At 57.5% G+C, this 24,154-nt stretch carries 25 protein-coding genes and 1 riboswitch; of the genes, 12 read left to right on the top strand and 13 right to left on the bottom strand.

Annotation, left to right across the window (positions count from 1 at the left end):
* Positions 1-49 precede the first annotated feature (49 nt).
* Positions 50-1,057 carry a DUF2125 domain-containing protein gene (locus ACR0C3_RS11760; RefSeq protein WP_480564234.1) on the top strand — a complete coding sequence of 336 codons (1,008 nt, stop codon included), beginning with the start codon at positions 50-52 and terminating at the stop codon, positions 1,055-1,057.
* On the opposite strand, the gene ACR0C3_RS11755 is transcribed toward ACR0C3_RS11760, so the two are convergent.
* The 4 genes from ACR0C3_RS11755 to ACR0C3_RS11740 all read right to left on the bottom strand — a co-directional run bounded on the left by ACR0C3_RS11755 (position 1,054) and on the right by ACR0C3_RS11740 (position 5,381).
* Positions 1,054-1,902, bottom strand: a complete 849-nt coding sequence (locus ACR0C3_RS11755) for an extensin-like domain-containing protein (RefSeq protein WP_480758590.1) — start codon at positions 1,900-1,902, stop codon at positions 1,054-1,056. The genes ACR0C3_RS11760 and ACR0C3_RS11755 overlap by 4 nt on opposite strands.
* Positions 1,899-2,819 (bottom strand): prephenate/arogenate dehydrogenase family protein, encoded by a 921-nt coding sequence (locus ACR0C3_RS11750; RefSeq protein WP_480758589.1) that lies wholly within the window; start codon positions 2,817-2,819, stop codon positions 1,899-1,901. The genes ACR0C3_RS11755 and ACR0C3_RS11750 overlap by 4 nt, the downstream gene beginning before the upstream one ends.
* On the bottom strand, positions 2,816-3,901 hold the full coding sequence (gene hisC / locus ACR0C3_RS11745; protein WP_480758587.1) for a histidinol-phosphate transaminase: 1,086 nt from the start codon (positions 3,899-3,901) through the stop codon (positions 2,816-2,818). The genes ACR0C3_RS11750 and hisC overlap by 4 nt, the downstream gene beginning before the upstream one ends.
* A 64-nt stretch (positions 3,902-3,965) precedes the next feature.
* A complete protein-coding gene (locus ACR0C3_RS11740; RefSeq protein WP_480758586.1) occupies positions 3,966-5,381 on the bottom strand; it encodes an aminotransferase class V-fold PLP-dependent enzyme in 1,416 nt (471 codons plus the stop codon).
* Positions 5,382-5,483: 102 nt separating this feature from the next.
* Between ACR0C3_RS11740 and ACR0C3_RS11735 the strand changes: the two genes are divergently transcribed.
* Positions 5,484-5,945 carry an Lrp/AsnC family transcriptional regulator gene (locus ACR0C3_RS11735; RefSeq protein ID WP_170374590.1) on the top strand — a complete coding sequence of 154 codons (462 nt, stop codon included), beginning with the start codon at positions 5,484-5,486 and terminating at the stop codon, positions 5,943-5,945.
* A 2-nt stretch (positions 5,946-5,947) separates the two neighbouring features.
* Here the strand turns inward: ACR0C3_RS11735 and ACR0C3_RS11730 are convergent, their stop codons facing one another.
* The gene (locus ACR0C3_RS11730; protein WP_480758584.1) at positions 5,948-6,772 is read right to left on the bottom strand and encodes an SDR family oxidoreductase; all 825 of its coding nucleotides are present in this window, start codon (positions 6,770-6,772) and stop codon (positions 5,948-5,950) included.
* Positions 6,773-6,933: 161 nt separating this feature from the next.
* On the opposite strand from ACR0C3_RS11730, the gene ACR0C3_RS11725 reads away from it, so the two are divergent.
* Positions 6,934-7,821 carry an AraC family transcriptional regulator gene (locus ACR0C3_RS11725; RefSeq protein WP_480758583.1) on the top strand — a complete coding sequence of 296 codons (888 nt, stop codon included), beginning with the start codon at positions 6,934-6,936 and terminating at the stop codon, positions 7,819-7,821.
* A gap of 57 nt (positions 7,822-7,878) precedes the next feature.
* On the opposite strand, the gene rpsD is transcribed toward ACR0C3_RS11725, so the two are convergent.
* The 7 genes from rpsD to ACR0C3_RS11690 form a co-directional block, all read right to left on the bottom strand.
* Positions 7,879-8,499 carry a 30S ribosomal protein S4 gene (gene rpsD / locus ACR0C3_RS11720; protein ID WP_170374584.1) on the bottom strand — a complete coding sequence of 207 codons (621 nt, stop codon included), beginning with the start codon at positions 8,497-8,499 and terminating at the stop codon, positions 7,879-7,881.
* A 307-nt stretch (positions 8,500-8,806) separates the two neighbouring features.
* On the bottom strand, positions 8,807-9,274 hold the full coding sequence (locus tag ACR0C3_RS11715) for a hypothetical protein (protein WP_480758582.1): 468 nt from the start codon (positions 9,272-9,274) through the stop codon (positions 8,807-8,809).
* 260 nt (positions 9,275-9,534) lie between these two features.
* Positions 9,535-10,614: an FAD-binding oxidoreductase gene (locus tag ACR0C3_RS11710; RefSeq protein ID WP_480758581.1), complete on the bottom strand. Its 1,080-nt coding sequence runs from the start codon at positions 10,612-10,614 to the stop codon at positions 9,535-9,537.
* 5 nt (positions 10,615-10,619) lie between these two features.
* Positions 10,620-11,891 carry an aromatic ring-hydroxylating oxygenase subunit alpha gene (locus tag ACR0C3_RS11705; RefSeq protein WP_480758580.1) on the bottom strand — a complete coding sequence of 424 codons (1,272 nt, stop codon included), beginning with the start codon at positions 11,889-11,891 and terminating at the stop codon, positions 10,620-10,622.
* A 64-nt stretch (positions 11,892-11,955) separates the two neighbouring features.
* A riboswitch (cobalamin riboswitch) is annotated at positions 11,956-12,159 on the bottom strand.
* 118 nt (positions 12,160-12,277) lie between these two features.
* The gene (locus ACR0C3_RS11700; protein ID WP_480758578.1) at positions 12,278-12,799 is read right to left on the bottom strand and encodes a GNAT family N-acetyltransferase; all 522 of its coding nucleotides are present in this window, start codon (positions 12,797-12,799) and stop codon (positions 12,278-12,280) included.
* A 113-nt stretch (positions 12,800-12,912) separates the two neighbouring features.
* On the bottom strand, positions 12,913-14,223 hold the full coding sequence (locus ACR0C3_RS11695) for a type I glutamate--ammonia ligase (RefSeq protein WP_480758577.1): 1,311 nt from the start codon (positions 14,221-14,223) through the stop codon (positions 12,913-12,915).
* Positions 14,223-15,101 carry a MurR/RpiR family transcriptional regulator gene (locus ACR0C3_RS11690; protein ID WP_371811947.1) on the bottom strand — a complete coding sequence of 293 codons (879 nt, stop codon included), beginning with the start codon at positions 15,099-15,101 and terminating at the stop codon, positions 14,223-14,225. Before ACR0C3_RS11690 ends, ACR0C3_RS11695 begins: the two co-directional genes overlap by 1 nt.
* A gap of 68 nt (positions 15,102-15,169) precedes the next feature.
* On the opposite strand from ACR0C3_RS11690, the gene ACR0C3_RS11685 reads away from it, so the two are divergent.
* Genes ACR0C3_RS11685 through ACR0C3_RS11650 form a run of 8 tightly spaced genes read left to right on the top strand, consistent with a single transcriptional unit; the run spans position 15,170 to position 22,079 of the window.
* The gene (locus ACR0C3_RS11685) at positions 15,170-15,943 is read left to right on the top strand and encodes an N-formylglutamate amidohydrolase (protein ID WP_480758575.1); all 774 of its coding nucleotides are present in this window, start codon (positions 15,170-15,172) and stop codon (positions 15,941-15,943) included.
* A complete protein-coding gene (locus tag ACR0C3_RS11680) occupies positions 15,940-16,581 on the top strand; it encodes a cysteine hydrolase family protein (protein WP_480758574.1) in 642 nt (213 codons plus the stop codon). Before ACR0C3_RS11685 ends, ACR0C3_RS11680 begins: the two co-directional genes overlap by 4 nt.
* Positions 16,574-17,284 (top strand): ABC transporter ATP-binding protein, encoded by a 711-nt coding sequence (locus ACR0C3_RS11675; protein WP_480758572.1) that lies wholly within the window; start codon positions 16,574-16,576, stop codon positions 17,282-17,284. Before ACR0C3_RS11680 ends, ACR0C3_RS11675 begins: the two co-directional genes overlap by 8 nt.
* A 29-nt stretch (positions 17,285-17,313) precedes the next feature.
* Complete coding sequence (locus ACR0C3_RS11670; RefSeq protein WP_480758571.1) at positions 17,314-18,468, top strand: ABC transporter substrate-binding protein; 1,155 nt, start codon at positions 17,314-17,316, stop codon at positions 18,466-18,468.
* 41 nt (positions 18,469-18,509) lie between these two features.
* The gene (locus ACR0C3_RS11665; protein ID WP_480758570.1) at positions 18,510-19,214 is read left to right on the top strand and encodes an ABC transporter ATP-binding protein; all 705 of its coding nucleotides are present in this window, start codon (positions 18,510-18,512) and stop codon (positions 19,212-19,214) included.
* Position 19,215: 1 nt separating this feature from the next.
* Positions 19,216-20,112 carry a branched-chain amino acid ABC transporter permease gene (locus tag ACR0C3_RS11660; protein ID WP_170492416.1) on the top strand — a complete coding sequence of 299 codons (897 nt, stop codon included), beginning with the start codon at positions 19,216-19,218 and terminating at the stop codon, positions 20,110-20,112.
* Entirely contained in the window at positions 20,109-21,137 is a 1,029-nt protein-coding gene (locus ACR0C3_RS11655) for a branched-chain amino acid ABC transporter permease (protein ID WP_480758569.1), read from the top strand. Before ACR0C3_RS11660 ends, ACR0C3_RS11655 begins: the two co-directional genes overlap by 4 nt.
* Before the next feature lie 3 nt (positions 21,138-21,140).
* Positions 21,141-22,079, top strand: a complete 939-nt coding sequence (locus tag ACR0C3_RS11650; RefSeq protein WP_480758568.1) for an acetamidase/formamidase family protein — start codon at positions 21,141-21,143, stop codon at positions 22,077-22,079.
* 160 nt (positions 22,080-22,239) lie between these two features.
* Here the strand turns inward: ACR0C3_RS11650 and ACR0C3_RS11645 are convergent, their stop codons facing one another.
* Entirely contained in the window at positions 22,240-22,830 is a 591-nt protein-coding gene (locus ACR0C3_RS11645) for a TetR/AcrR family transcriptional regulator (RefSeq protein ID WP_480758567.1), read from the bottom strand.
* Between the two features lie 119 nt (positions 22,831-22,949).
* Here ACR0C3_RS11645 and ACR0C3_RS11640 point away from each other — a divergent pair, with 119 nt between their 5' ends.
* Positions 22,950-23,897 carry an alpha/beta hydrolase gene (locus tag ACR0C3_RS11640; RefSeq protein WP_480758566.1) on the top strand — a complete coding sequence of 316 codons (948 nt, stop codon included), beginning with the start codon at positions 22,950-22,952 and terminating at the stop codon, positions 23,895-23,897.
* Positions 23,898-24,154: the final 257 nt, after the last annotated feature.

Raw genomic sequence — 24,154 nt, 5'->3', positions numbered from 1 at the left:
TGCCCGTTTGGGCCTATAAACATCAAATCCAAGGCAGGAAAAAGGGCCAATGCTCATGCGCCGTCTGATACGAGTGTTCATTTTTATCGCCATCGCATGGAGCGCCTATTGGTTCATCGCGGGCTATGGTCTGCGCAATGCGATCACCAGCTGGTTCGATGCCCAGCAGGCGCGCGGCTGGCAAGCCGAATTCTCAGGCGTTGAAACGGCGGGCTACCCGACACATCACACCACCCGCTTAAACAACCCGGCGCTGGCCGATCCAGTCAACGGCACCGCATGGAGCGCCGATTGGATCGAGTTTCAAAGCCCAGCAATCTGGCCCGGTCGTCAAACCCTGAGCTTTGCCGATACGCCTCAGCGCCTATCCTATTTCGACCAGACCGCGACGATCGAGGCCAAGGCTTTGCAAGCCGAGTTGGAACTACAACCCGGTGTCGCATTGGTGCTTGAGAAGATGGCACTAACCGCTGGTCCATGGCTGATCAGCGAAGACAATGAGGCGCTGGCAGACGGTGGTACCCTCAGCGTCATCATGGAGCAGACCACTGCGCCCGAAGCCTATGCCATCACGGCGCAAATTGACGGATTTACCCCCGGTGAGGATTTGCGTGCGCTGATGCAATCGGCGACCTCGCTCCCCCAGCGGTTCGAGACGTTGCAGTTGGATATGTTGACCACTTTCGACAAGCCTTGGGACCGAACCGCGCTAGAGGACAGCCGCCCTCAGCCCGTCGCCATCGACCTGAACCTGGCCGAGGTCAAATGGGGCGAGTTGCGCCTGTTTGCAGCCGGTGAGTTGGATGTAGACTCGCAGGGCATCCCAACCGGAGAGATTGCGATCAAGGCCGAGAATTGGCGTGACATGATCGCAATGGCGAATGCCGCCGGTGCCCTGCCCGATCAAGCCGTTGACCCGGTGACCCGCGCGCTCAACTTTCTGGCCGGACTGGGCGGCAACCCGAATGCGCTGGACCTGCAACTAAACTTCCGTGACGGATTCGTGGCTCTGGGGCCGCTCCCTCTTGGCCCGGCCCCACGTCTGATCCTGCGTTAACGGCAATAGGACCCGGTGCGATACCGCGCCGTATCCAGATGAAAATGGTCCCGATGATACCTGTCTGAATTGGGTCCCAACACGGTGCCAAACGGCCCGCAAGCCCCGCGCCAAATCTTCTTGAGTTGCTTTTGCGAGGGGTTCTTGCGCCATCCGTTCAGGACGGTCACGACCTCTCCATCCGCCATGACAAAGCCGGAAATATCGATGGCACGGCCCTTGCCATGCTCGGACACCCGCGCGCCTTTCTGGTTGTTGCGCGTCCGGCAGGCATAGTGCGCGGCAACCTGCAGCTGGACCACAGGACCACGACGTTTGAACGTCGGCTTGACGGTTTTGTCGACCCATTTGTTCAACGCGATGGCTGTGCCGCAATCCATCGTCGAAGCCCGGCTCAGCGTCACTCCCGAGACGGAGGTGATTTGAACCGCATCCTTGACCCCGCAGGCCTTTGTTTTGCTGGAGACACGCCCGACAGGTTTGCCTTGTATCGCGATATCACCGCAGACCGACCCCTTGCGCAGCTTGCGCTTTTTGAACAGCACCTCCTGCTCCAATGATTTGGGTCTGAGGTACGGCATCAAAGAAGTATCAGGCCCCAGCAGCGGTAATTCCGCCGGACGTGCTGCTGCGGCGATCAGCTGAGGCGACTCGGGCCGTGTTTCGGGGCGCAGGTTCGGTATGGTCAGAGGCGTTGCTGCCCGGCTGGAGATCGCGACGATGCCAGCAGTTTCGACTGCTGCGCCGGGGCGCGCAACTGGATACAACGATTGCTCGGGCGCGGCGGCTTGGGTGGACGTGGCCCAAAGCGCGGCAACAACCGCGTATCGCAAAACCTGTTTCATGACCCTGCCTTTCCCCGGCCAAAGTCCGGCGCATCGGTATCCTGACCCGCATCAATAATCCCACGCCGGATCGCGCGGGTGCGGGTGAAATAGTCGAACAGATGCTCTCCGTCCCCGGTGCGGATCGCACGCTGCAGGGCGAAAAGCTCTTCGGTGAAACGGCCTAGAATCTCAAGCGTCGCGTCCTTGTTGGTCAGGAACACGTCGCGCCACATGGTTGGGTCCGAGGCCGCGATGCGGGTGAAATCCCGAAAGCCGGCAGCCGAGTACTTGATGACCTCGCTATCGGTCACACGGCGTAGGTCGTCGGCGACACCGACCATCGTATAGGCAATCAGGTGCGGCGCATGAGAGGTCACGGCCAGAACAAGATCATGGTGATCTGCGTCCATCTCATCGACATTGGCCCCCATGCCCTCCCACAAGGTCCGCAACTGGGCTATGGCCTCGGGGTCCGATCCCTCGACGGGTACCAGCAGACACCAGCGATTGTCATATAGCTCGGCGAACCCGGCCTCAGGCCCCGAATGCTCGGTCCCAGCCAAAGGGTGCGCCGGGATGAAATGAACGCCTTCGGGGATATGAGGCGACACGGCCTCGATCACGCTGCGTTTGACCGAACCGACATCCGTCACAGTTGCCCCCGGCTTAAGCATTGGGGCGATGTCCTGTGCGACCGTGCCCATCGCGCCAACCGGCACACAGAGGACGACCAGATCCGCGCCCTCGACCGCCTCTTGCGCGGTGTCGCAAACCCGGTCACACAAACCGATCCTGCGGGCTGTGTCGCGGGTGGCTTCAGAGCGGGCATAGCCGGTGACTTCGCCAGCCAAACCTGCGCGCTTGATGGCCCAGAACATGGATGAGGCGATCAGACCCAACCCGATCAGCGCAACACGGTCGTAAATCTGGCTCATGCTGCGCCCTCTTTGAATGTGGTGATGGCCGCGACGACACGGCGGCAGGCTTCCTCATCGCCCACGGTGATCCGCAGCGCGTTTGGCAGGTTGTAGCCCGCAACGCGCCGCACAATCAAACCCTGCGATTTTAGGTAGTCATCGCATGCCTCAGCCTCGGCCTGATCGGTAAAGCGCGCGAGGATGAAGTTGGTGAAAGACGGATCGGACGGAACGCCGATCTTGGCCAACTCCTCCGACAACCATACCCTCAGGCGCGCGTTTTCAGCCTGACAGAAGGACAGGAATTCGACATCATTCACAGCTGCTTCGGCCGCAGCCAGCGCGGTCAAAGACAGGTTGAACGGTTGGCGCACCCGATTCAGCACGTCGATGATCGACTGATGCGCATAACCCCAGCCCACGCGCATTCCGCCCAGCCCATAAACCTTTGAGAAGGTCCGGGTCATGATCACGTTCTCATGGGCATCGACCAGAGACGCACCGCCATCGAAACCGTCGACAAACTCGGCATAGGCCCCGTCGATGACCATCAGGCAGCTATTCGGCAGACCCTGCGCCAAACGCTCCAGTTCCTGCTGCGAGATCATGGTTGAGGTCGGATTGCCGGGATTGGTGACAAACACGATCCGCGTCTGCGCTGTTATGGCTGCCAAAATGGCATCCACATCGACCTTGCGGTCGCGCTCGGCCACCATGACCGGCGCGGCACCCGCCATCCGCGCAATGATCGGATACATGGAAAACCCATGTTCAGTGTAGACCACCTCATCCCCCGGCCCTGCGTAGGCCTGAGCGATGAATTGCAACACTTCGTCACTGCCGACACCGCAGATGATCCGCGCCGGATCCAGACCGTGACGTGCGCCGACCGCGTTGCGCAGGCTGGCGTGGTCGGTGCTGGGATAACGATGCAAAGTGGCGGCGCTGTCGCGCACCGCCTCAATCGCTTTGGGGCTGGGGCCAAACGGGTTTTCGTTGGAGCTAAGCTTGATCACATGCTCAACACCCGCCACATGCGACTGTCCGCCTTGATACAGCGCGATGTCCATAATGCCGGGTTGAGGGGTAATCTTGGTCATGAGAGGCTCCGTTTATTGGGCCTCTCATACCTGTCCCAACGCTTTCAGAAAAGCAGCAATTCCATCATGCGGCTTTGAAGCGCGCAGTCGCCGGGTCGGCATTGTAGAACGGTGCGAATTCTTCGGTCCGACGGGACAGGTCGTTGACGCTGTCGATGATGAACTGGACCGTTTCCTCGCGCATCAGATACGAGAAGTTCAGACGCACCCATCCGGGCTTTTTCATCTCTTCACCCGCGGACAGAGCAGCGTGCAATTCCTCTGACGCGGCTCGATCTATGCCCAGAAGCCGATGCGCGTATGGCCCGGCACAGGCGCATCCTCCACGCGCCTGAATGCCGTATATGTCGCTGAGCATCCGCGTGAACAGTTGCTGATGCACCGGTTGCCCTGCGTTGTCGCGCACGAGGAAAGAAAAGATCGGCAGGCGATGTGCGTTTTCCACTCCCAACAGGGTCAGGTTTGGATTGTCCTTCCATCCCTCCAGCGCAATTTGATTGTACTGCGCCTCGCGTCGTGCGATCTCATCTGTTCCGACGACATCCTTGACGATGAAGGCAAGTGCTGCGCGGATATCACCGATCACGTTGGGCGTTCCCGCTTCCTCTCGCGTTGACAGGTTTTCGCTGTAGTCGTGGCGCCAAGGCGAGACGAAACTCACCGTCCCTCCGCCCGGCCAACTTGGACAACGACGCTTTACAACGCTCTGGTTCACGACCAGCACGCCCGACGCCCCTGGTCCGCCCGGAAACTTGTGCGGAGACACCACGATCGCATCTTTGCGCGCATCCGCAGGCCCCATGTCCATCGGCAAGTAAGGCCCACCCCCGGCGTAGTCCCAAACGGCCAGAGCGCCTTGTGACTTGAGCAAACGCGTCACCGGATCGGGATCGGTGATGATCCCCGTCACATTGGACGCAGCTGAAAATGACCCGATCACCAGATCCGCATCGGCGTAAGTGTTCAGCGCCTCCTGCAGCGCGCGCAGATCAACGCCCCCTTCCGCCGCTTCCGGAATCTCAACCACCAGAGCCTTGCTCTCGCGCCATGGCAAGATGTTCGAGTGATGCTCATAAGGACCGATTAGGACAACCGGTTGATCAGCTTCCGCCACCCCGAGCAGACTGACCAACCGGTTGAGCCCCGCCGTGGCACCGGACCCGGTAAAGATCACCGCGTCTTCTCCCCTCGCGCCAACAAGGCGGGCTATCTCGTCGCGCGCTTCGCGACGCAGACGGGTCATGTAGGATCCACAGAAGGAGGCCTCGGTGTGGCTGTTGGCATAAAATGGCAACACGTGATTGGCCACAAAGTCTTCGACCTGTCGCAACGCGCGACCCGAAGCAACGTAATCCGCATAGACAAGCGGCACGTCCCCCTGCAGACCCGGGATCAGAACATTCTCTCCGATCAGCCCGTCGCGCAGGTGGGAATTGTGAGTGGTGGAACAGAGATCCGCACGAAATTTGGACAGGGTCATAGCATTGGCTCCTTACTGTAAGTCCAATGTGATCCATACGAAGTGTGGAAACATTATCGTTCTTTGCGTAGAAATCATAAATTTTGTGTCATATGATTATGTATGAGCCAAAATTTAGATCAAATAGACACTCACATCCTGAGAGAGCTTCAAAAAGACGCCACCCTTTCGCAGCGCGAGCTGGCCGATCGGGTCGGGCTGTCCCAGAACGCGTGTTGGCGCAGGTTGAAAGCGCTGAACGAAAACGGGGTTCTGATCGGGTCAACTGCGCGCATCGCGCGCGAGACTTTGGGGTTGAACCTCGTTGTCTTCGTCATGCTGCGCACCCGACATCATTCAGCCGAATGGCTGCAGGCGTTTCGCCGCCATGTTCTGACTATCCCCGAGGTTGTGGATTTCCATCGGATCGGCGGTGACTATGACTATCAACTGAAAGTCGTGACCCAGGATATGGCCTCATATGACAAGGTCTACCAACGCCTGATCGAGAAGGTCGAGCTGGACAGCGTGACCTCATATTTTGCGATGGAAGCGATCGCCGAAGGGCGACCACTTCCAATTTGAACTCAGGCCAAACCAAGCATCGCTTTCATGCCGCCGATAAAAGTTGCGTCGTCCAGAGCCTTGCGGTTGTCCAGGTATTCAACGGCATCTTCGCCGGCACGATAGCGCAATGTGTCAGTGTCGTCCGTCACCGCTGTCAAAATGACATCGGCGACAACACTTGGCGGAGACGTTTGCGCTGCCATTTCCTCCGAGCCCCACGTGCTGAATAAAGCCTGCACGACAGGTTGATACTCGGCCATGCTCTCGTCATTGACGAAATCAAACGAGCGGCCGCCAAAATCGGTGGCAATCAGACCAGGCTCGACAATCTTGACCTTGATACCAGCCGCAGCAAGCTCGTAGTGCAGCGACTCTGATAGGCCTTCAACCGCGAATTTTGTGCCATGGTAGAGCGTTCCGAGGGGGAAGGTGATTTGCCCACCTATGGAAGAGATATTGACGATACAGCCCGAACCATTTGCTCGCATATGCGGCAGAACGGCTTTTGTCACAGCCAACAGACCAATCACATTGGTATCGAATTGCCGCCGGATACGCTCCATCGGGAAAGCTTCGAGCGGGCCGTACGCGCCGTATCCCGCGTTGTTCAAAAGAACGTCAATCTGACCAAAGCGTTCAATCCCCTCGGCAACGGCGGTTGCAATTGAACCCTCGTCGGTGACGTCAAGACGTGTGACCAGAACATTCTCGAGTTGCGTCAACTCGGCTTCCTTGCTGGGGTTGCGCATTGTGGCAATGACGTTCCAGCCCTGCCTATGAAACAGTTCGGCCGTAACTCTGCCAATACCAGATGAAGCGCCAGTTATGAGGATAGTCTGTGTCATGGTCATTCTCCGCAATTGTTAGCCTGACCACTAGATAGGTTAGAAAACTGCGATACGCCTGCCGAATTCTCCTCAATATCTGCCTAATTCTCTGGCCGTCAGGATTCTGGCTAGCACTGACCTCTTGCGCAAAATATGCTGAATGAGGCAGTGGGGATACCATGACACAACATGATTTAGTTGAAAAAATCTGCGAAGCTGTGGGCGGACAGGCAGAAGATGCTGCTTTCTACCCCACTGCACTGGACGGTTTTGGCCTGCTTCATGATGTCAAAACGAAATCAATCGAAGCACAGGTGTATGAACCGATTGTCTGCCTAGTTCTACAGGGGAAGAAAGAAACACGTATCGGCGATCGCCTTGTTCACTTCGGAGCAGGCGACTCTCTGATCGTCAGCCATTCCCTTCCGGTTTTGGCCGCCGTCACCGAAGCAAGTCGGGAAAAGCCCTATGTCGGCCTCGTATTCTCGTTGGACTTGTCCATGTTACGCGGTCTCTACGACTCCGTCGGCTCAGAACCTGCTGAAATTGAAACAGTCCAAAGCCTTGCTGCATCAAAAGCCTCGCCCGATCTGATCGACGCTATGGCCCGCCTGTTTCACGCCAGTCAAAACCCTACGGATGCAAAAATTCTCGCACCGATGATAAGCCGTGAAATCCACTACCGACTCCTGCAAGCAGATCACGGTGGCATGCTGCGGCAAATGCTGTGGCGCGACAGTGCCGCCAGCCGCATCGCGCGCGCAATAGACATCATCCGCGCGGATTTTCGAACAACCCTGCCCGTCTGCGATCTGGCACAAAGCGCTGGCATGAGTGTTTCTGCCTTTCACGCCCATTTTAAGGCGGTGACAGCCACCTCACCACTACAGTACCAAAAAGACCTCAGGCTGCTGGAAGCCCGCAGGCTATTGTCGCACGGTTCGCTCAGTGTGTCGCAAGCAGCTTTTGAGGTTGGCTATGAAAGCCCGACCCAGTTTAGTCGGGAATACTCGCGCAAATTCGGAGTGCCACCTCGTCAGGACATCGGGTCAGAATGCATAGCTTAGAAACTAAAAAGGCCGCGCTGAAAGCGCGGCCTTTGTAATTTCGGGTGCTCGCGAAGATTAGTTCTTCGCGTAGAATTCGACAACCAGGTTCGGTTCCATCATGACCGGGTAAGGCACATCGCTCAGGCCCGGTGCGCGTACGAAGGTCGCGGTCATTTTGGAGTGGTCGGCGTCAATGTAGTCAGGAACATCACGCTCGGCCAGAGCAACAGCTTCCAGAACAACGGCCAGTTGCTTGGACTTGTCACGCACTTCGATCACGTCGCCTTCTTTGACACGGTAGGACGGGATGTTGACCCGCTTGCCGTTCACTTTGACGTGGCCGTGGTTCACGAACTGACGTGCAGCAAAAACGGTCGGTACGAACTTGGCGCGGTAGACAACGGCGTCCAGACGGCGCTCCAGCAGACCGATCAGGTTTTCACCGGTGTCGCCTTTTACACGCTCAGCTTCGGCGTAGATGCGTCGGAACTGCTTCTCGGTCAGGTCGCCATAGTAGCCTTTCAGCTTCTGCTTGGCGCGCAGCTGCAGACCGAAGTCCGACAGTTTGCCCTTGCGGCGCTGGCCGTGCTGGCCGGGGCCATATTCACGACGGTTGACCGGGGATTTCGGACGACCCCAGATGTTTTCACCCATCCGGCGGTCGATTTTGTACTTGGCAGACGTGCGTTTGGTCACGGCTGATCTCCTTTAAAGTGGCATTTCGGCTTGATCCGAAAACCGGTTCCTACTTTGCGGGCCGAAATAGCGTCTCCGCTCGGACCGGGCAGTTCCAGTTCAGACCAGGCGTGGTGCCGGGTTATAAAGGGCGTTGTCCTCTTGAGGTTTCCCCCATGACAGGCATCCCCTTGCGGGGGCCACCAACACCAATGAAGCCGCGCTTATATCCGCAGAACTGTCAGAGTCAACACGTCCCAACTGCCCTGCTCAAATTTCTTGGAGGGTTTTTAGGCCAACGGGTTCGACGCCAGCTAGGTAACCAAACCTATGAAAAGAAACCCGGCGCGGATTTTCCCGGAAAGGCCACCACCTTTGCGGTCGGCTGCGGTACGCTCTGCAGGTCGGCACCGGCATGCGTTACTTCGCTGATCCAGAAATCCTGATCCCGAGGCGGACAGCCAGTGTTGAACACCAGCGTCGGCCATTGTTCGTCATCGGTGATAACCAAGTCTGCCGAAAAGCGTTGCGCCCCATTGGTCAATGTGACCGTACCGCAATACTCTCCCGAGACCTCTTGCGGGGCCAAGAACGCGTCGCGGGTGCGCACAGCAGTCGCACCCATATGTCCCAGTTGTTCAAGATTTTGCTCTGCCACTTCGCCCAACACCAGAGCCTGACCTCGCCAGGACCAAGCGGACCCGACCGCCAAAAAGGCCAAAGGCGCCGCCTCAAGCCCGTCAAGCTCGGTTTGATTCCATGAAATGGCTACACGACCGTTATATCCGGCTCTCATATACCTGCTCGCACTTATCAACACCCCACCCAGTACTCAATCCGCTTTATCAGGGGAGATTCCGGCGGAAAAGAGACAGAATTTGAGCAATCACGTGAATGTTGCCGAATAGAATCAACTATCCGTGAGCAAACCTGTGCCACCCAAACTTTCCGAAGCGCGTATAGAGGCGGCAAGTATCTGAGATCAATACTAATATTTTAAAATTGGAACCGCAGGTGGCCGTAGCCGCCCCGCAGTTTCAGCCTGAGACTTCCCGTTTACACCTCAACTTCGACCTTGCCGATCGGGTTTGAACAGCACGCCAGAATGTAGCCTGCCGCTATGTCATCCTCGGAGATACCGCCGTTGTGGACCATGTGAACCTCACCCGAGGACTTTTTGACCTTGCAGGTGCCGCAAACGCCAAACGTACAGCCTGAGGCAATGTTCAACCCGACCGCGCGTGCAGCGGCCAGAACCGTATCCGTCTCGGCAACTTTGGCGGTGACACACGAGGTCGCAAACACGATTTCAGCGGCGCTGTCATCGTCGGGTATGACATCATCCAGATCAGGCTGATCTGCTTCGGTCTCAACCGGGGCTCCAAAGCTTTCCTGATGATAGTTCTCCATGTCAAAGCCCAGACCCGACAGAGCGTCCCGGACTGCTTGCATGAACGGCTCAGGACCGCAGCAATAGACCTCACGGTCCAGATAGTCTGGGGCCATCAGGCCCAGCATCAGCTGGTTGAACTGACCCTGGTAGCCGGTCCAGGGGCTGTAGCGATCCGCTTCCTCTACAACGAACTTCAGATCCAGACCCGGCGTCCGGCTTGCCATCTGTTCCAACCGTTGGCGGAAGATGATCTCGGACGGACGTTTGGCGCAGTTTATAAAGACGACATCCAGATCGCGACCTTCGTCCCACATGCAGGTCGTCATCGACATCATCGGAGTGACGCCCGACCCCGCCGAGATGAACAGATACTTGGGCGCTGTGCTTTCAGCATTGGTGAACAGACCGGCTGGGCCAATCGCCCGCATCCGCATACCCGGCTGCAGATTGTCCAGCATCCAGCGCGTGCCGATGCTGTCCGGTTGCGCCTTGGCCGTGATCGTAATGGACCGTGGACGCGATGGGGATGACGAGATCGTATAGGTCCGATGCACAACGCCTCTCGGCTGCCCCGGCGCCGGGATCTCGAGCGTCAGGAATTGACCGGGATGGTAGGCAAACAAGGCCCCGGAAGGAGCGCGGAAAGTAAAGCTGGCAGTGTTTGGCGTCTCGGGCACGACCGAGACGCATTCCAGCGTCTCACTATCTTGCCAGATCGAGGCAACAGCGTTCAGATCTTTCATCTCCGTCACTCCGCCGCCATCGTGTCAGGTGCAAGGTGGCGCGCCAGGGCACTGCAATACCAATCGGTGAATTGCAGAACACCGGATTCCTGGATCCCCGAATACGGTCCCGGCACATAGGCGGGGCTGTTGATGCCCATCTGGTTGTCTTCCACCACGCGGCGATCTTCGTCATTGGTGGCCATCCAGACCTCGGTCAGGCGCTTGACATCATAGTCGACCCCTTCGACCGCATCCTTGTTGACCAGCCACTTCGTGGTGACTTCGGTCTCGGTCGGGCTGACCGGCGTGATCCGGAAAACAATCGAATGATCGGCCAGGAAGTGGTTCCACGTGCTGGGATAGTGGAACTTCAGCAACGTCCCCGCATCCGCAAAGGGCGAACGGCCAAGAAAGCGACGCACCGCGGATTTACCGTCCAGAGTGTAGCTTTCCGCCCCTTCCTTCAGCGGCATGCGCGCCAGGCGGTATTGCCCGTCATCATGCAGATAGAACTGCGACGGCATTCCCGCAGCCTCGCAACGGTCGAAGTGAGTTTGCATGAAGGCCGGGGTTTCACCCCCTTCGATACCGGTTACCGAGGGATCATCAGGGAAGGTCCGGCACAGCGAAGGGTGATTGCCACCGCAGTGATAGCACTCACGGTTGTTTTCCCAAACCAACTTCCAGTTACCCTTTTCGATGATCGTGCTTTCAAAGGCGACCTTGGCGTTGCTTAGATCATGCGGCTCCAGATAGGGCCGTGCTCTATTGGCGAAAGTGTCGAAATCGGGCGCTTCATCCGCAAGACAGATATAGACCAGCCCGGCCAGTTCACGGCAGTGAACGGTTTTCAGCCCGTGTTGTTTGGGGTCGAAATCAGGCCCCATATCACGCGCCCACAGCAATGAGCCGTCAAGCTCATAGGTCCACTGGTGATAGGGGCAGACCAGTTTGGGCGAGTTCCCCTTGGCCGCTTTGCAGATGATTGACCCGCGATGGCGGCAGGTATTGTGGAAGGCCCGGATCTGGTTGTCCGCGCCGCGCACAATGATCACGCGGTATGCGCCTACAGTGTAGGTCACATAGTCGCCTGTTTTCACCAGTTCACATGCCGGAATGGCAAATAGCCAGTTGCGGTAGTGGATGGCCTCAAGATCCGCCTGAAAGACATCTGGATCGGTATAGAACGCCTGCTCAAGGGCATAGGCCGGGTTTCGACGCGCCAACAGGCTTTGAACGTTGCTCACTTCTGGCTCTCCTGCCGCGCCCTGCGGCTCAGCTTGGGCAGATGACATAAGAGGCCAGTCCGGAGCCGTGCGAGGATCACGTCCGAAACTTGTGCCCCCACCGCCACCCGCAGTTTGACATATATGCAAGGCTGGTTTCCGGACTTGAAAGGGGCTTACGCCCGGTTTCGACACCTTCCCGGGATCCTCCTCCCAGTGGTCACCTGTCGAACCTGACCTTTCTTACCGTTGCGGGGGCAGCGCCGGAATTGCACCGGCTTCCCAATTCTCTGCCGCCTGAGAATCAGACAGCAGCACCTCACATGCGCAACCTACTCGGGGAAGGATTCGCGGCTGAAAGCCTTGCGACATTTCCAGAAACAAAACAGACATGGCCAGCAAAAATGGAGACCTGAAACAGGGCTGCGGTTTGAGGCAAGAACAAAAAACTAAATTCACTCGTGTTGTGATGTGTCCCAGAGATGCGCGTGCATGAAGGGCGCAATCGCAAGTGTTTTTCCCCCCAGTTTTTCAACCGATCCTGCAGTGAGCTCAAGCGTCATCCATGCCTCGGGGATCGTCAGAAGGTCAGGATATGGTATCTCTTTGTCAGTCGGGACAAACCCGAACAAGGGGTAGAAAGTCGGCACGCCCAACACGAAGACAGCGTCTGTTCCAATGGACCTCAAGTGCATGATGCCGGTCTCCATCATCTCTCTGCCAACTCCTAGGCCTTGATACTCGGGGGAGACACCGCAGGGCGCAAGAAGATAGCATTTAACGTCCGGGTGACCCTGGAAGACAAACGGGGTGAACATGACATTGCCCGCGATCTGCCCCTTGCGCCTTACGCTGATTGAAATCGTTTCCGGATGCTCAAGGAGATCTTCGGCGAGTTGAGCGATTTCTTCACCTTCCGCTTCGCCAAAAGCCAGCCTATGCACATTCAAGATAGCATCGGTTTCTGAACGGCTCATGATCCATCCCTATCCTTAGCTAAACAGCTTGCACGCGTCATACGGCGCGAGATTACCCAAACGACGCCCCAGAGGTCGCATTGGGCAAGCTTCGGCAAGACGAACCGCTCAGGTCAATATGTTTCTTCGTACAATCGGCAGCGTGCGTCTGTGTCCAGATGTTCGGTTGTCGCGATCTCGGATTGCTTGTGAGCTTGGTACACCTCGGCAAAGCCTGCGGGGAACCAGCCGGTCACAACCGGGTTGGAAACGAACCGGTCGAGCGCAACTTCCAAAGTCTGAGGCAAGCGCACCAGCCCCCTTTGGTTCAGTTCTGCGACGTCCAACAGCGAAAGATCCTCTTCGGTTGGAACGGGCGCGGGTAGCCCCTCTTCGATCCCCTGCGTCCCGGCCATGACAACCGCCGCAAGCGCCAGATGAGGCGAAGCTGCAGCATCCGCCGCACGGTATTCGATGTTGAACTGCCCGGCGATCGAGGCTGGGTCTTTTGCGGTCACCGGGCAAATCCGAAAGGAAGCCTCGCGGTCGCGAAAACCCAGATTGTTGAAAGCCGCAGACCATCGATGCGGTGTCAGGCGTTCATACGAGATCACCGAAGGCGCTGTCAGAGCCAGGATCGCATCCAGATATTTCAACACTCCGGCGGCGAAGGCACTTGTCAGGTCCGACATGCCGCAGGGCCCGTCATCGGCGTAGGTCAGCGGCGCGCCATGATCATCCACAAAGCTCATATGGATATGGACCCCATTCCCAACGCTCGCGACATCTCGAATAGGGGTATAGGTAGCCCGCTCGCCATAGGCCTGCGCAGTCGCATACGTCAGTTCGCGCACCATTATGGCTGCGTCCGCTGCGCGAACACCCAGCTCGGGGCCGATGACGACCTCATATTGGTTTGGCCCATATTCCTTCATGATCGAATCCGGCTTCAGACCGACCTGAGAAATCGCGTTGATCAAGGTCTCGCACAGATCACGCTGCAGGCCAAAACCCCGATGGCCATAGGCTTCGTTGGCCTGAGTTGGCGGATCTTTCAGCTGGAACTCATGCTCGAACGCAGCCAGCAAATTTGCTCCTGAGACCTTGTGCAGCCGCTCCAGCGCCGCCCTCAACAAACTGCGCGTGCAGAAGTCCCAAGGGTCTCCGTCCAGAGTGACGATATCGCCCATAAGAAAGTGCAGGCCGGAGTCTTCGCCGAACTCGACCTTTGCCTCGGCCGTGGCGTCCGGGATCAGAAGAAGATCGCCCAGCGCGCCAAAAGGGCTTTCGGCAATTCCGTCAAAGCAGTTGATCTGGACATTCGTAGGTGTCCACCCGACGCCGCGCTGCAACCGCTTGTTCAGTTGATCCGTCGGAAACGCCTTGCCCCGCAATTTACCGGCAAGGTCAGAGGTGGCGACGAACATCAGGGGGGTTTTGGGCATCATGGGTTGGGGTCCTGGTTGTGGGATCGCATGGCATCCCAGGCTTCGATGCGGGACTTCGTCTGGTCCCAGTTGTCTTCGGCAATACGCGTCACCAGCGCCTCTGTGACGGCAAGGGCCGCTGTGTACGTATCCCAGAGCGTGCCGCTTTCGATCGGAACTGGCAAGATTTCTGCCGCATGGCGGGATATGGGAGACAACCATTTGTCTGTCATGAGAACAACGCGAACCCCTCGATCCTGCGCGGCAGTAGCGGCCAATCGCGCCAGCGCAGGTTGGTAGCGGCGAAAATCGACCAGAAACAGGATATCCGCAGGCTTCATCCGCAGCAGGTATTCCGGCCAGACCTCGTTGTTGGCCGGAAGATGATACACGCCGCTGCGGGTTTGGCGCAGGTGAAAGGACAAATGTTGCGCGATGGTATCACTGATCCGACCGCCCAAAATATAGACATCGCTTTTTGGCTGGCTCAGTACCGAGCATATGCGCTGAAACTGCGCCTCGGTGATACCTTCTGCCGACAGCGCCATCTGGGACGAGGCGCGCGCGATGAAATCACGTAAGAACCCTCCATCAACACTGCGCCCCTCGCCGTGCAGATCAGTGGGTGAACGTTGGCCTTCTTTCAACTCGGACAACAAGGCGCGCTGGAATTCCTGATAGCCCCCCAGTCCGATCTTGGTGACAAACCGAGAGATCGACGGGGCTGAGACCTCGGCGCGCCGTGCGAGTTCCTGAATCGTGACCAGACCCGCATAGGGGTAGTCGCTGAGCAAGGCAGCGGCCAGCTTGCGCTCGCTCGCGGTCATGTTTTCGGCCTTCGCTTCAATCCTCTGCCTAACAAGCAAGCGGCACCTCCTGATCTGAATGGATCGCATGGAATAAAAATTTCAGTCAATCCATTTTTTATTGACTCTGAAAAAACTTGTTCTCTAACTTGGGCCACATGAACACATCAGCCGCGACCCAAGAACTGCTGGTCGCCGGGGATCCCGCCCCGGTGGAATGGGTGAATCGTGACAGTGATGCAAAGATCGCGCTGCTCTGCGAACACGCCGGGCGCGCGATCCCGCAAAAGCTGGGCGATCTGGGTGTCTCGGAAGAGGTGCAGGCCAGCCATCGCGGTTGGGACATTGGGGCCGAGGCCGTGGCTCGACAATTGGCTGACCGGCTACGGGCCCCTTTGATCTTGCAGCGCTATTCCCGGCTTGTGATTGATTGCAACCGCCCAATCGAAGCCCCGGATTCAATTCCGCCAAACAGCTTTGGAGAGCAGATCCCAGCCAATCTGAACTTGACCGCTGCGGATCGCACAGCGCGTCAGCGCGAGATCATGGCCCCACTGAACGGTGCCATTGAATATATGCTGGACCGTGCGCCGCGCGTGCTTGCGGTGTCGATCCACTCCTTCGCTGCACAGATCGATGGTGAGGCGCGACCTTGGCACGCTGGATTTCTGACGCGTGTTGACCCGGCCACGGGAAAAGCCGCCATCGACCACATCTCGGCCATTCGTCCCGATCTGCACATGGCGTTGAACCAGCCCTATCAGATCGACAGTGAAAGCGACTGGTTCATACCGCGTTTCGCGGAACCGCGCGGACTGGCGCATTCGCTGGTCGAGATCCGCAATGACCTGATCCGCGATACAAAAGGCGTCGAGGATTGGGCGCAGCTTCTCGCCGAGGCCTTTACCCGGATATTGGAGACCAAGACGTGAATTTGACCCGCAATGTTCCCCTTGTCCCATCGCAATCCGCGCTGTTGTTCATTGATGTGCAGAACTATTCGGCACACCGGGAAGGAGCCGAATTCAAGGACATGCCTGAAGCCGAATTCAATGAGAAGTATGGCTGGTATTTCGATCAACTGTACACCCGCGTGATCCCGAACATGCAGGCCATACAAGCCGCCTGTCGCAGCGCCGGCGTCGAAGTCATGTATACCAATATCGAAAGCCTGACACTCGACGGGCGTGACCGGTCGCTGGATTATAAGATCACGGGTTTTCATGTTCCCAAGGGCAGCTGGGATGGAAAGGTCATTGACCAGATCGCACCCCAAGGGGATGAGATCGTGCTGCCAAAGACGTCCTCTTCGGTGTTTGTGTCCACGCATGTTGACTACATCCTGCGCAACCTTGGCGTTCGTCAGGTCGTTTTGTCTGGTCTTTTGACGGATCAATGCGTCGAAAGCGCCATCCGCGATGCATGTGATCTGGGCTACCTTGTTACTCAGGTCGAAGATGCCTGCCTGACCCATACGCAGGATCGGCACGACAATTCTCTGCGCGCGATCAAAGGCTATTGCCGACAGGTCACCACAAAAGAACTGGTCGAGGAATTGGCCGGTGCTTGATCTGAAGTGCATCACCAAGACCTTTGGCGGGGTCCACGCCGTTGAGGATGTGACCATGTCCGTCGCACCGGGCGAGGTGCGCGGCCTGATCGGTCCCAATGGCGCCGGCAAGACGACGCTGGTCAATCTGATCTCTGGCCTGCTGACCCACTCGGCGGGCAGCTTGTCGCTGGATGGCGAGCCGCTGGACAACTTGCGCGCCCACGAACGCGCGGCTCGCGGTGTGGCGCGGACGTTTCAGAACCTGCGGGTCTTTCCAAGCCTCAGCGTCGCGCAAAACATCGACGTCGCCCGCTATTCCGGCCGCGGCGCCGAAATCGTCGACGCCGCGATCCCCGAGTTCGGCCTGTCGGACAAGCTCAACCAAAACGCCGGGTCATTGGCATATGGGCAGCTTCGGCGGTTGGAGATCGTTCGCGCGCTGGCCCTGAACCCGCGTGTCCTGATGCTGGACGAACCCGCCGCAGGAATGAACGAACAGGAAACGGAAGCTCTGGGTCGGTCGCTGACATGGGTGCGGACACATTCGGACTGCGCGATTTTGGTGATCGATCACGATCTGAAATTCATCATGTCGCTCTGCGACACGATCACCGTTTTGAACATGGGCGCCATCATTGCCGAAGGCGCACCCGAAGAAATAACCAAGAACCAAGAGGTTATCGACGCTTATCTTGGCGAAACCGATGAACGTGCCGCGTGACGCAGGCGGCTTTCAACAGGAGAACAAGTATGAAGAAGTTGACCCTTACGACCCTGACCGCCATGAGCCTCGCCCTACCCGCGGTCGCCGAAGATACGATCAAGATCGGACTGGGCGTGCCGATGACTGGTGATCTGGCCATCTATTCCGAATACCTGGGCGCGCGCTGTATGGCAGATATGATCAACGCAGACGGCGGTGCTGGTGGCAAGCAGATCGAAGTCCTGGTGCAGGATTCTGCAGGCGATACGCAGGCCGCGATCTCACTGGCGCAGAAGTTTCTGGACGAAGGCGTTGTGATGCTGGGGACCACGCCGTTCTCGGACACGATGATCCCGGTGGCGCAAATCGCCCAGCCTTACGGCGTTTCCATCTTCCAGCCGCAATCCACACAGGTCGAGATGCACGCGGGCATCGTGGACAACTTCTTTACCGGCGTCTCGCCTGATCCATTCACGGCAACGGCTGCTGCCAACCACGCGCTCAGCGAAGGGGTCAAGAACGTGGTTCTGCTGACCTCGGACGAAGGCGGGTCGTGGTCCGCGCGTACCCCGCTGTGGTTCGGTCAAGTGATCGAGGAAGGCGGCGGCAAGGTGCTGGCCAAGATGAATTTCAGCTTTGGCACATCGGACTGGTCGCCTCAGATCGCCGACATGAAAGCACTGGGTGAAGAGATCGACGCCGTTTATATTTCGTCGATCATGCCCGATATCGGTGTGCTGGTCCGACAGCTGCGCAGCGCCGGTATCGACGCTTGGGTGGTTGGCTCGGATGGGTTTGACGATCCATCGCTGGATGCCGTCGCGGCTGACGATCCCGCAATCCTCGACAAGGTGTTCTTTGCCACGCTGGCCCCCAGCCATGACGAAAGCGCCGTAGTCCAGTTTATGGCGGACTGCAAGGAGTTGGGTCACGACGTACCCGGCCTGTTCCCAGCCACCGGTGCCGACACAGTCAAGGCCGTTGCCTGGGCGGTCGAAACCTCGGGCAGCAGCGACCCGGCGGTGATTGCGGAAACGATCCGCACTGCGGACTCGATCCCTGTACTCACAGTCGACAGCATTTCGTTCAAGGACACGAAAACCTATGCCCAGCGCACGATCCCTGTGATTGGCTATAAAGATGGCGAGCGGGTTCTGATCTCGAACGAAATTCCCGAAAACACACCGAAAGACTGGAACTGAGCCAAAAGACGGGGGCGGTTCCAGCCCCCGTTTCAAATCCCATGCTGAATGTTGAAAACCTGATAGTTTCTCACGGTCCGATCGAGGCCGTGCACGGCATCTCTTTCGCCGTGGAGAAGGGCCGCTGTGTGTCCTTGCTTGGGCCCAATGGCGCGGGCAAGACCTCGACCATCTCAGCGCTGATGGGGGTGGTTAGGTCTTCGGGCCGGATCACTTTTGACGGGGCCGATATCTCGGCCCTGCCTGTGGAGGCACGCGTGCAGGCGGGTATGTCCGTGGCGCCCGAAGGACGGCGGATATTCTCGAATCTGAGCGTCGAGGAAAATCTGGTGCTCGGCGGAGCAACGCGTTCTGACCGCGCGGCCAAAGACGCCGACATCGCCCACTGGCTTGAGACCTTTCCAATCCTTGGCGAACGCAAAGACCAGCCAGCCGGTACATTGTCGGGCGGAGAACAGCAGATGCTGGCCATTTCCCGCGCCTTGATGACGCGCCCCAAGATCCTGCTGCTGGATGAACCCAGCCTGGGTCTGGCCCCCAAGATCGTGAGCCAAATATTCCAGATGATCGAACAATTGAAAGCGCAGGGAATGACGATCCTTCTGGTCGAACAGAACGCAACGCAAGCGCTGCGCCTGTCGGACTACGCCTACCTTCTGAACAACGGGCGGATCGTGGCCGAGGGCACCAAGGAAACACTGGGCCAAAGCAGCGCGCTTATGGCGGAACTGACGGGGATCGCCTGACATGGAATACGTGGCCCAGCAGATGATGAACGCGCTCGCCTTTGGCGCGGAATATGCGCTGATTGCACTCGGTCTGGCGATTGTCTTTTCGATCATGGGGCTGGTGAACTTTGCCCATGGTGAGGTGATCGCAGTTGGCGGCTACACGATGGTGGCCTTTGCCGCACTGGCGCTGAACAACCCCTTTATCGTCATAGGCGGAGCGATCGCGGCTGCGATCCTGATGTCCCTTCTGCTTGAACGCGTGGCGTTCCGACCCGTGCGATACGCGGACCCGACAACCGGTCTGCTGACCGCCTTTGGTGTCTCAATCATTCTGCAAAACGTGTTTCTGCTTGCGGTCTCACCACGCCCCGTGGCCGTGACATCGTTGTACTTCCTCGACTGGCCCGTGCAGCTTTTGGGCGTTCAGGTATCTTCACTTCAGGTGTTCGAGGCGGTGACGACGGTGCTGGTGATCGTCGGACTGATGCTGTTTCTCAAACGCACTACACTGGGTCTGGCCATGCGCGCCGCCTCGCTGGATTTTGAGATGGTCCGCATGGTCGGCGTCAAATCCAACAGAGTGTTTGCAGTGGCTTTCATGGTGTCGGGCCTGCTGGCCGGGCTGGCCTGTATCTTCATCATGGCGCGGCGTGGATCGGTCGATCCGCATCTGGGGTTCAACCCGGTCCTCAAGGCCTTTGTGGCCTGCGTCGTTGGAGGGTTTGGCAGCCTGCCCGGAGCCGTGCTGGGCGGCTTTCTTCTTGGCGCCATAGAGGTCGCCATGCTGGTCCTTCTGCCGCAGGAATATGGCGGCATGAAAGACGCTTTTGTCTTTGGAATAATCGCCCTCGTTCTGGTCTGGAGGCCGGATGGCATCCTGTCGCCGCCGACCGAGAAGGGGGACAAGATATGATCCTGAACCCCAGTCAGAAACGCGGGTTGGTGGGTGCTGCGATCCTGGCCGCCGTATTGATCGCGATTGGGCTGATCGTGACCTATTTCGGCTCTCGCTATCAGCTTCGGCTGGTATACAGCGCCTACGTGAACTTATTGGTCGTTCTGGCCATGCAGGTGTTCATGGGCAATGCGCGCCTGACCAACCTCAGCCACAGTGCCTTCATGGGAATCGGCGCCTATGTCGCCGCGATCTGCGTTACGCCAGTGACGGTCAAATCCATCTCTCTGCCGGATGCGCCTTGGGGGTTGAATGCCTTCTCGCTGGACCCGGTCAGTTCGGCGCTGCTTGCCATTGTGATCACCGCCGTTCTGGCCCTAATCGTCGGACTGTTTGTCGTGCGCCTGACAGGGTCTGGAGTGACCATCTTTTCCCTTGCCGTCCTGGTCATCGTGCACTCGGTATTCCTGTACCGCACCGACATTTTCAAAGGAAACCAAGCGTTTTTCGGCATTCCGCAGGTGTTTTCATTGACGTCTATCGTGATCTTGTCCGTATTTGTTGTGTTCATCGTACGCCTGTTTCGCGAAAGCCGCTGGGGCATCCAGCTGCGTGCTTGCGCCGATGATGAGGTCGGAGCCGCCGCAATGGGCGTGAATATTCGCCGGTTACGCCTGATTGCCTGGGTCCTGTCGGCCATCCTGCTTGCGGTCGCCGGGATTGCTTACGCCTATTTCCTTGGCACCATCAGCGCACGGCCCTTCTATTTCAATCACGTCTTTCTGACACTCGCCATGCTAATCCTTGGGGGAATGAGAACGGTCACAGGTGCGGTTCTGGGCACGCTTCTGATCTCGTTCGGGTTGGAATGCGTGCGCTGGCTGGAAACCGGCCCGGTCCTGCTGGGCGTTGACCTTCCCGAAGTGCTCGGCTTGTCGGGTATTGCACTCGGAACGGTCATCGTACTGACTATGGCCCTGCGCCCCGGAGGGATCATGGGTGATCAAGAAATCGAAGACCTGGTTCTGAAAAAACAGGAGTAAGTCATGGGTTGCAACCACACTATCCACAAACACAACCACCATTTCGGCTGGGACAACTCCATCGAACCCGTCCTGAGCGTCGACCCCGGCGAGACCGTTGAGGTCGAAACCATCGACAGTTCGGGCGGGCAGTTGAACGCTTCCTCGACCCTGGCCGATCTGGGCAAGCTGTCTTTCGACGCGGTCAATCCGGTCACAGGGCCGATCCACATCAACGGGGCCGAGCTCGGCGATACCGTTGCCGTGACCTTTCTGGATTTCAAACCATCGGGCTGGGGTTGGACCGCCAACATCCCCGGTTTTGGCCTGCTGACCGATCAGTTTCCCGACGCGGCGCTTCATATCTGGAACTATGATTCCACCGCGATGACCCCTGCTCTGTTCGGCCCGGGCGGGAAGGTACCGCTCAAGCCGTTCGTCGGCACAATCGGCCTGGCGCTGGCCGAGCCGGGCTTGCACTCCGTCGTCCCTCCGCGCCGTGTGGGCGGCAATCTGGACATCCGCGACAATTGCGTGGGCACAACGCTTTACCTCCCGGTCGAAGTGGCTGGTGGGATGTTGTCACTGGGGGACACCCATGCCGCACAAGGCGATGGTGAGATTTGCGGTACGGCCATCGAAAGCCCTATGGACGTGGCCATCAAAATCGACCTTCTCAAAGGCGAAAACCTGCCCTATCCCCGGTTTGAAACCAACGGCCCCGTCACACGCCATTTCGATACCTCCGGCTACAAGGCGACGACAGGCATAGGCGAGGATCTCATGCAGGCCGCCCGCGATGCGGTGGCGGGCATGGTCGACTGGATCTCGGCCACGACGGGGATGTCAGCGCTTGATGCCTACATGCTCTGCTCGGTCTGCGGCGATCTGCGTATCAGTGAAATCGTGGATATCCCGAACTGGACGGTCTCATTCTACTTTCCGAAGACCGTTCTGGACTGAAGAATACGGCAACTCCTGAGTACCGGAGCTATTCCGTCGATGTCGGAAGCAGTCAGTCGTTCAAAATAGGTCAGAACATATGCGATCTTTTCGGTGGGTGACCTTCGGCTTCGATTGTTTTGCCATCGTGACGACCAGCACTTAGCGCTTCACCAGCGGTTCAACTGCCCGTTTTGTAGTGCGCCATAAACATGGCGATGCAATCGTCCATGACGCCCTTGGTGGTCGGGTTCTCGCCCAGGAAAAACTCCGGCCAGAAGAAGAAGTTTTTGACAAGCCCCAAGAGCTGGTTGGTCGCGAAGACCGGATCGGCTTTTCGGATTACGCCAGCGTCCATGGCTTCGCCGATCAACTGCGTCATCGGGTAGTCGTGTGTTTCCGTCTCCGTGAAGAATCTCCGAGAGCGATCCAGGTCGCGGATCAGCTCTGAAAGGACCATGCGGTTTAGACCAATAGCTGTCTCTTCCGTTATGACCGCAATGTATCGCCACAGAGCGTCTTTCAGCTGCTCCACGAAGTCACGGCTTGGGTCATAGGCAACCGGCTGCATACTACGGTTCTGCTCCAACATGATTTCTGAGATTGCTTCAAAGAGGGCCTCTTTGCTTTCGAAGTGGTTGTAGAGCGTGCGACTCGAAACATTTGCTTTTTGGGCGATTGAGGTCGTCCTGGCCCCCAGAAATCCTTGTTCCCGAAACTCATCGATGGCTGCATCGATGATATCTTTTCTTTTCTTTTCAGTACGTTTCACGGATTTCGCCTCAAAAAGTAAAAAAGTGTGTTTACAAAATTCACCTCCTCAACATAAGTAAACAAAGCGATTTACTTTAGCAAGGTGCAATCCTGCTCGACCTCGAAAGGACCCATACCATGACCTCCGAAACTTTCATCGCTGGCAAAAACGCAGTGACCTTTAAATCTTTTGGCGTGGATTTGGCCGGTGATCTCTACATGCCCGAAGGTTTTGATGAGACCAAGACCTACAAGGCCATCGTGGGAGCCAGCCCGTTCCCGCAGGTCAAGGATCAAATACCAGCGACCTACGGCCCTGAAATGGCGGCACGTGGCTTCATCTATTTCGGCTTCGACTATCTGGGCATGGGCGATAGCCCCGCGCTGCCCGGCGAATTCAAACAATCGCGCTACAACTTCCGCCTGATTGAAAACACCTGGGACGCGGTTTCATACCTAGGTACGCTACCCTTCGTCGAAGAAATCTATGGCCTGGGCGTCTGTCAGGGCGGTCAAACCATCGCATCGGCAGCGGTGACAGACCGCCGTATCAAGAAAATCGCTATGGTGTCGGGCATGATGGCCTCGGACGCGTTCCAGTGGACCGACCGCGAAATGGCCAATCAGATGATCGACGCAGCAAATGCCTCGATGCAGAAGCAATATGAAACCGGCGAGCCAGACTACGTTGCACCGTTCGGCTTGAACGACGAAATGTCTCGTGAAGAGTTCACGGAAGCGGCCGCCTACCCAGACATGGCTGGCGAAACCTATGACTATTACGGCCGTGATGGTGCTAAGGGGCCGGTTGCAGTTCCCAACTATACCAACATGCACATTGCTGATCAGCCCATGCAGTCTTTGTTCTCAATTTGTGAAGCCTATGCGGACAAAATTGTGCAGCCCTCGCTGACCATCTACGGTACAAATGCCTCCACAGCGATCTGCTCGACCGCATTTGTCGAGAAACTGACCAATGACCACAAAGAGCTGGCGTTTGATGAATTCAGCCACTTAGACTTTTACTACAAGCCCGAGGCCGTGAAAGCGTCGACCGATGCAGTGGCAGAGTTCTTCAACAAATGACGCGATGAAGTGCTTCGTTTGATGTGGTCCACCGTTCTGTTTGAGAAACGGTGGACCGCGAATGTCGAAAAAGAGACACAAGCAAAAGGAAATATTTCAGAAGCTGCGCCAAGTTGATGTTCTTGTTCGTCAGGGAATGACACTTGCAGATGCGATCTGGGCAGCTAGCCAATCTTCTATTGTTGTTACAAACCTCGCGAGATTTCGGTTTGTTCTTCCCAATTCGCACAAAAAAAGGTCTCGGCGATCAAAGACCC

The sequence above is a fragment of the Ruegeria sp. CK3 genome (genome assembly GCF_056536565.1).
The sequence above is the reverse complement of the archived record's forward strand: the minus strand, read 5'-3'. Positions and strand labels throughout refer to the sequence as shown.

What these genes read in the sequence shown, in the direction of transcription:
- ACR0C3_RS11760 (WP_480564234.1), top strand. Translation starts at nt 50, where the DNA reads ATGCTCATGCGCCGTCTGATACGAGTGTTCATTTTTATCGCCATCGCA.
- ACR0C3_RS11755 (WP_480758590.1), bottom strand. Translation starts at nt 1,902, where the DNA reads ATGAAACAGGTTTTGCGATACGCGGTTGTTGCCGCGCTTTGGGCCACG.
- ACR0C3_RS11750 (WP_480758589.1), bottom strand. Translation starts at nt 2,819, where the DNA reads ATGAGCCAGATTTACGACCGTGTTGCGCTGATCGGGTTGGGTCTGATC.
- hisC (WP_480758587.1), bottom strand. Translation starts at nt 3,901, where the DNA reads ATGACCAAGATTACCCCTCAACCCGGCATTATGGACATCGCGCTGTAT.
- ACR0C3_RS11740 (WP_480758586.1), bottom strand. Translation starts at nt 5,381, where the DNA reads ATGACCCTGTCCAAATTTCGTGCGGATCTCTGTTCCACCACTCACAAT.
- ACR0C3_RS11735 (WP_170374590.1), top strand. Translation starts at nt 5,484, where the DNA reads ATGAGCCAAAATTTAGATCAAATAGACACTCACATCCTGAGAGAGCTT.
- ACR0C3_RS11730 (WP_480758584.1), bottom strand. Translation starts at nt 6,772, where the DNA reads ATGACACAGACTATCCTCATAACTGGCGCTTCATCTGGTATTGGCAGA.
- ACR0C3_RS11725 (WP_480758583.1), top strand. Translation starts at nt 6,934, where the DNA reads ATGACACAACATGATTTAGTTGAAAAAATCTGCGAAGCTGTGGGCGGA.
- ACR0C3_RS11715 (WP_480758582.1), bottom strand. Translation starts at nt 9,274, where the DNA reads ATGAGAGCCGGATATAACGGTCGTGTAGCCATTTCATGGAATCAAACC.
- ACR0C3_RS11710 (WP_480758581.1), bottom strand. Translation starts at nt 10,614, where the DNA reads ATGAAAGATCTGAACGCTGTTGCCTCGATCTGGCAAGATAGTGAGACG.
- ACR0C3_RS11705 (WP_480758580.1), bottom strand. Translation starts at nt 11,891, where the DNA reads ATGTCATCTGCCCAAGCTGAGCCGCAGGGCGCGGCAGGAGAGCCAGAA.
- ACR0C3_RS11700 (WP_480758578.1), bottom strand. Translation starts at nt 12,799, where the DNA reads ATGAGCCGTTCAGAAACCGATGCTATCTTGAATGTGCATAGGCTGGCT.
- ACR0C3_RS11695 (WP_480758577.1), bottom strand. Translation starts at nt 14,223, where the DNA reads ATGCCCAAAACCCCCCTGATGTTCGTCGCCACCTCTGACCTTGCCGGT.
- ACR0C3_RS11690 (WP_371811947.1), bottom strand. Translation starts at nt 15,101, where the DNA reads ATGCGATCCATTCAGATCAGGAGGTGCCGCTTGCTTGTTAGGCAGAGG.
- ACR0C3_RS11685 (WP_480758575.1), top strand. Translation starts at nt 15,170, where the DNA reads ATGAACACATCAGCCGCGACCCAAGAACTGCTGGTCGCCGGGGATCCC.
- ACR0C3_RS11670 (WP_480758571.1), top strand. Translation starts at nt 17,314, where the DNA reads ATGAAGAAGTTGACCCTTACGACCCTGACCGCCATGAGCCTCGCCCTA.
- ACR0C3_RS11665 (WP_480758570.1), top strand. Translation starts at nt 18,510, where the DNA reads ATGCTGAATGTTGAAAACCTGATAGTTTCTCACGGTCCGATCGAGGCC.
- ACR0C3_RS11660 (WP_170492416.1), top strand. Translation starts at nt 19,216, where the DNA reads ATGGAATACGTGGCCCAGCAGATGATGAACGCGCTCGCCTTTGGCGCG.
- ACR0C3_RS11655 (WP_480758569.1), top strand. Translation starts at nt 20,109, where the DNA reads ATGATCCTGAACCCCAGTCAGAAACGCGGGTTGGTGGGTGCTGCGATC.
- ACR0C3_RS11650 (WP_480758568.1), top strand. Translation starts at nt 21,141, where the DNA reads ATGGGTTGCAACCACACTATCCACAAACACAACCACCATTTCGGCTGG.
- ACR0C3_RS11640 (WP_480758566.1), top strand. Translation starts at nt 22,950, where the DNA reads ATGACCTCCGAAACTTTCATCGCTGGCAAAAACGCAGTGACCTTTAAA.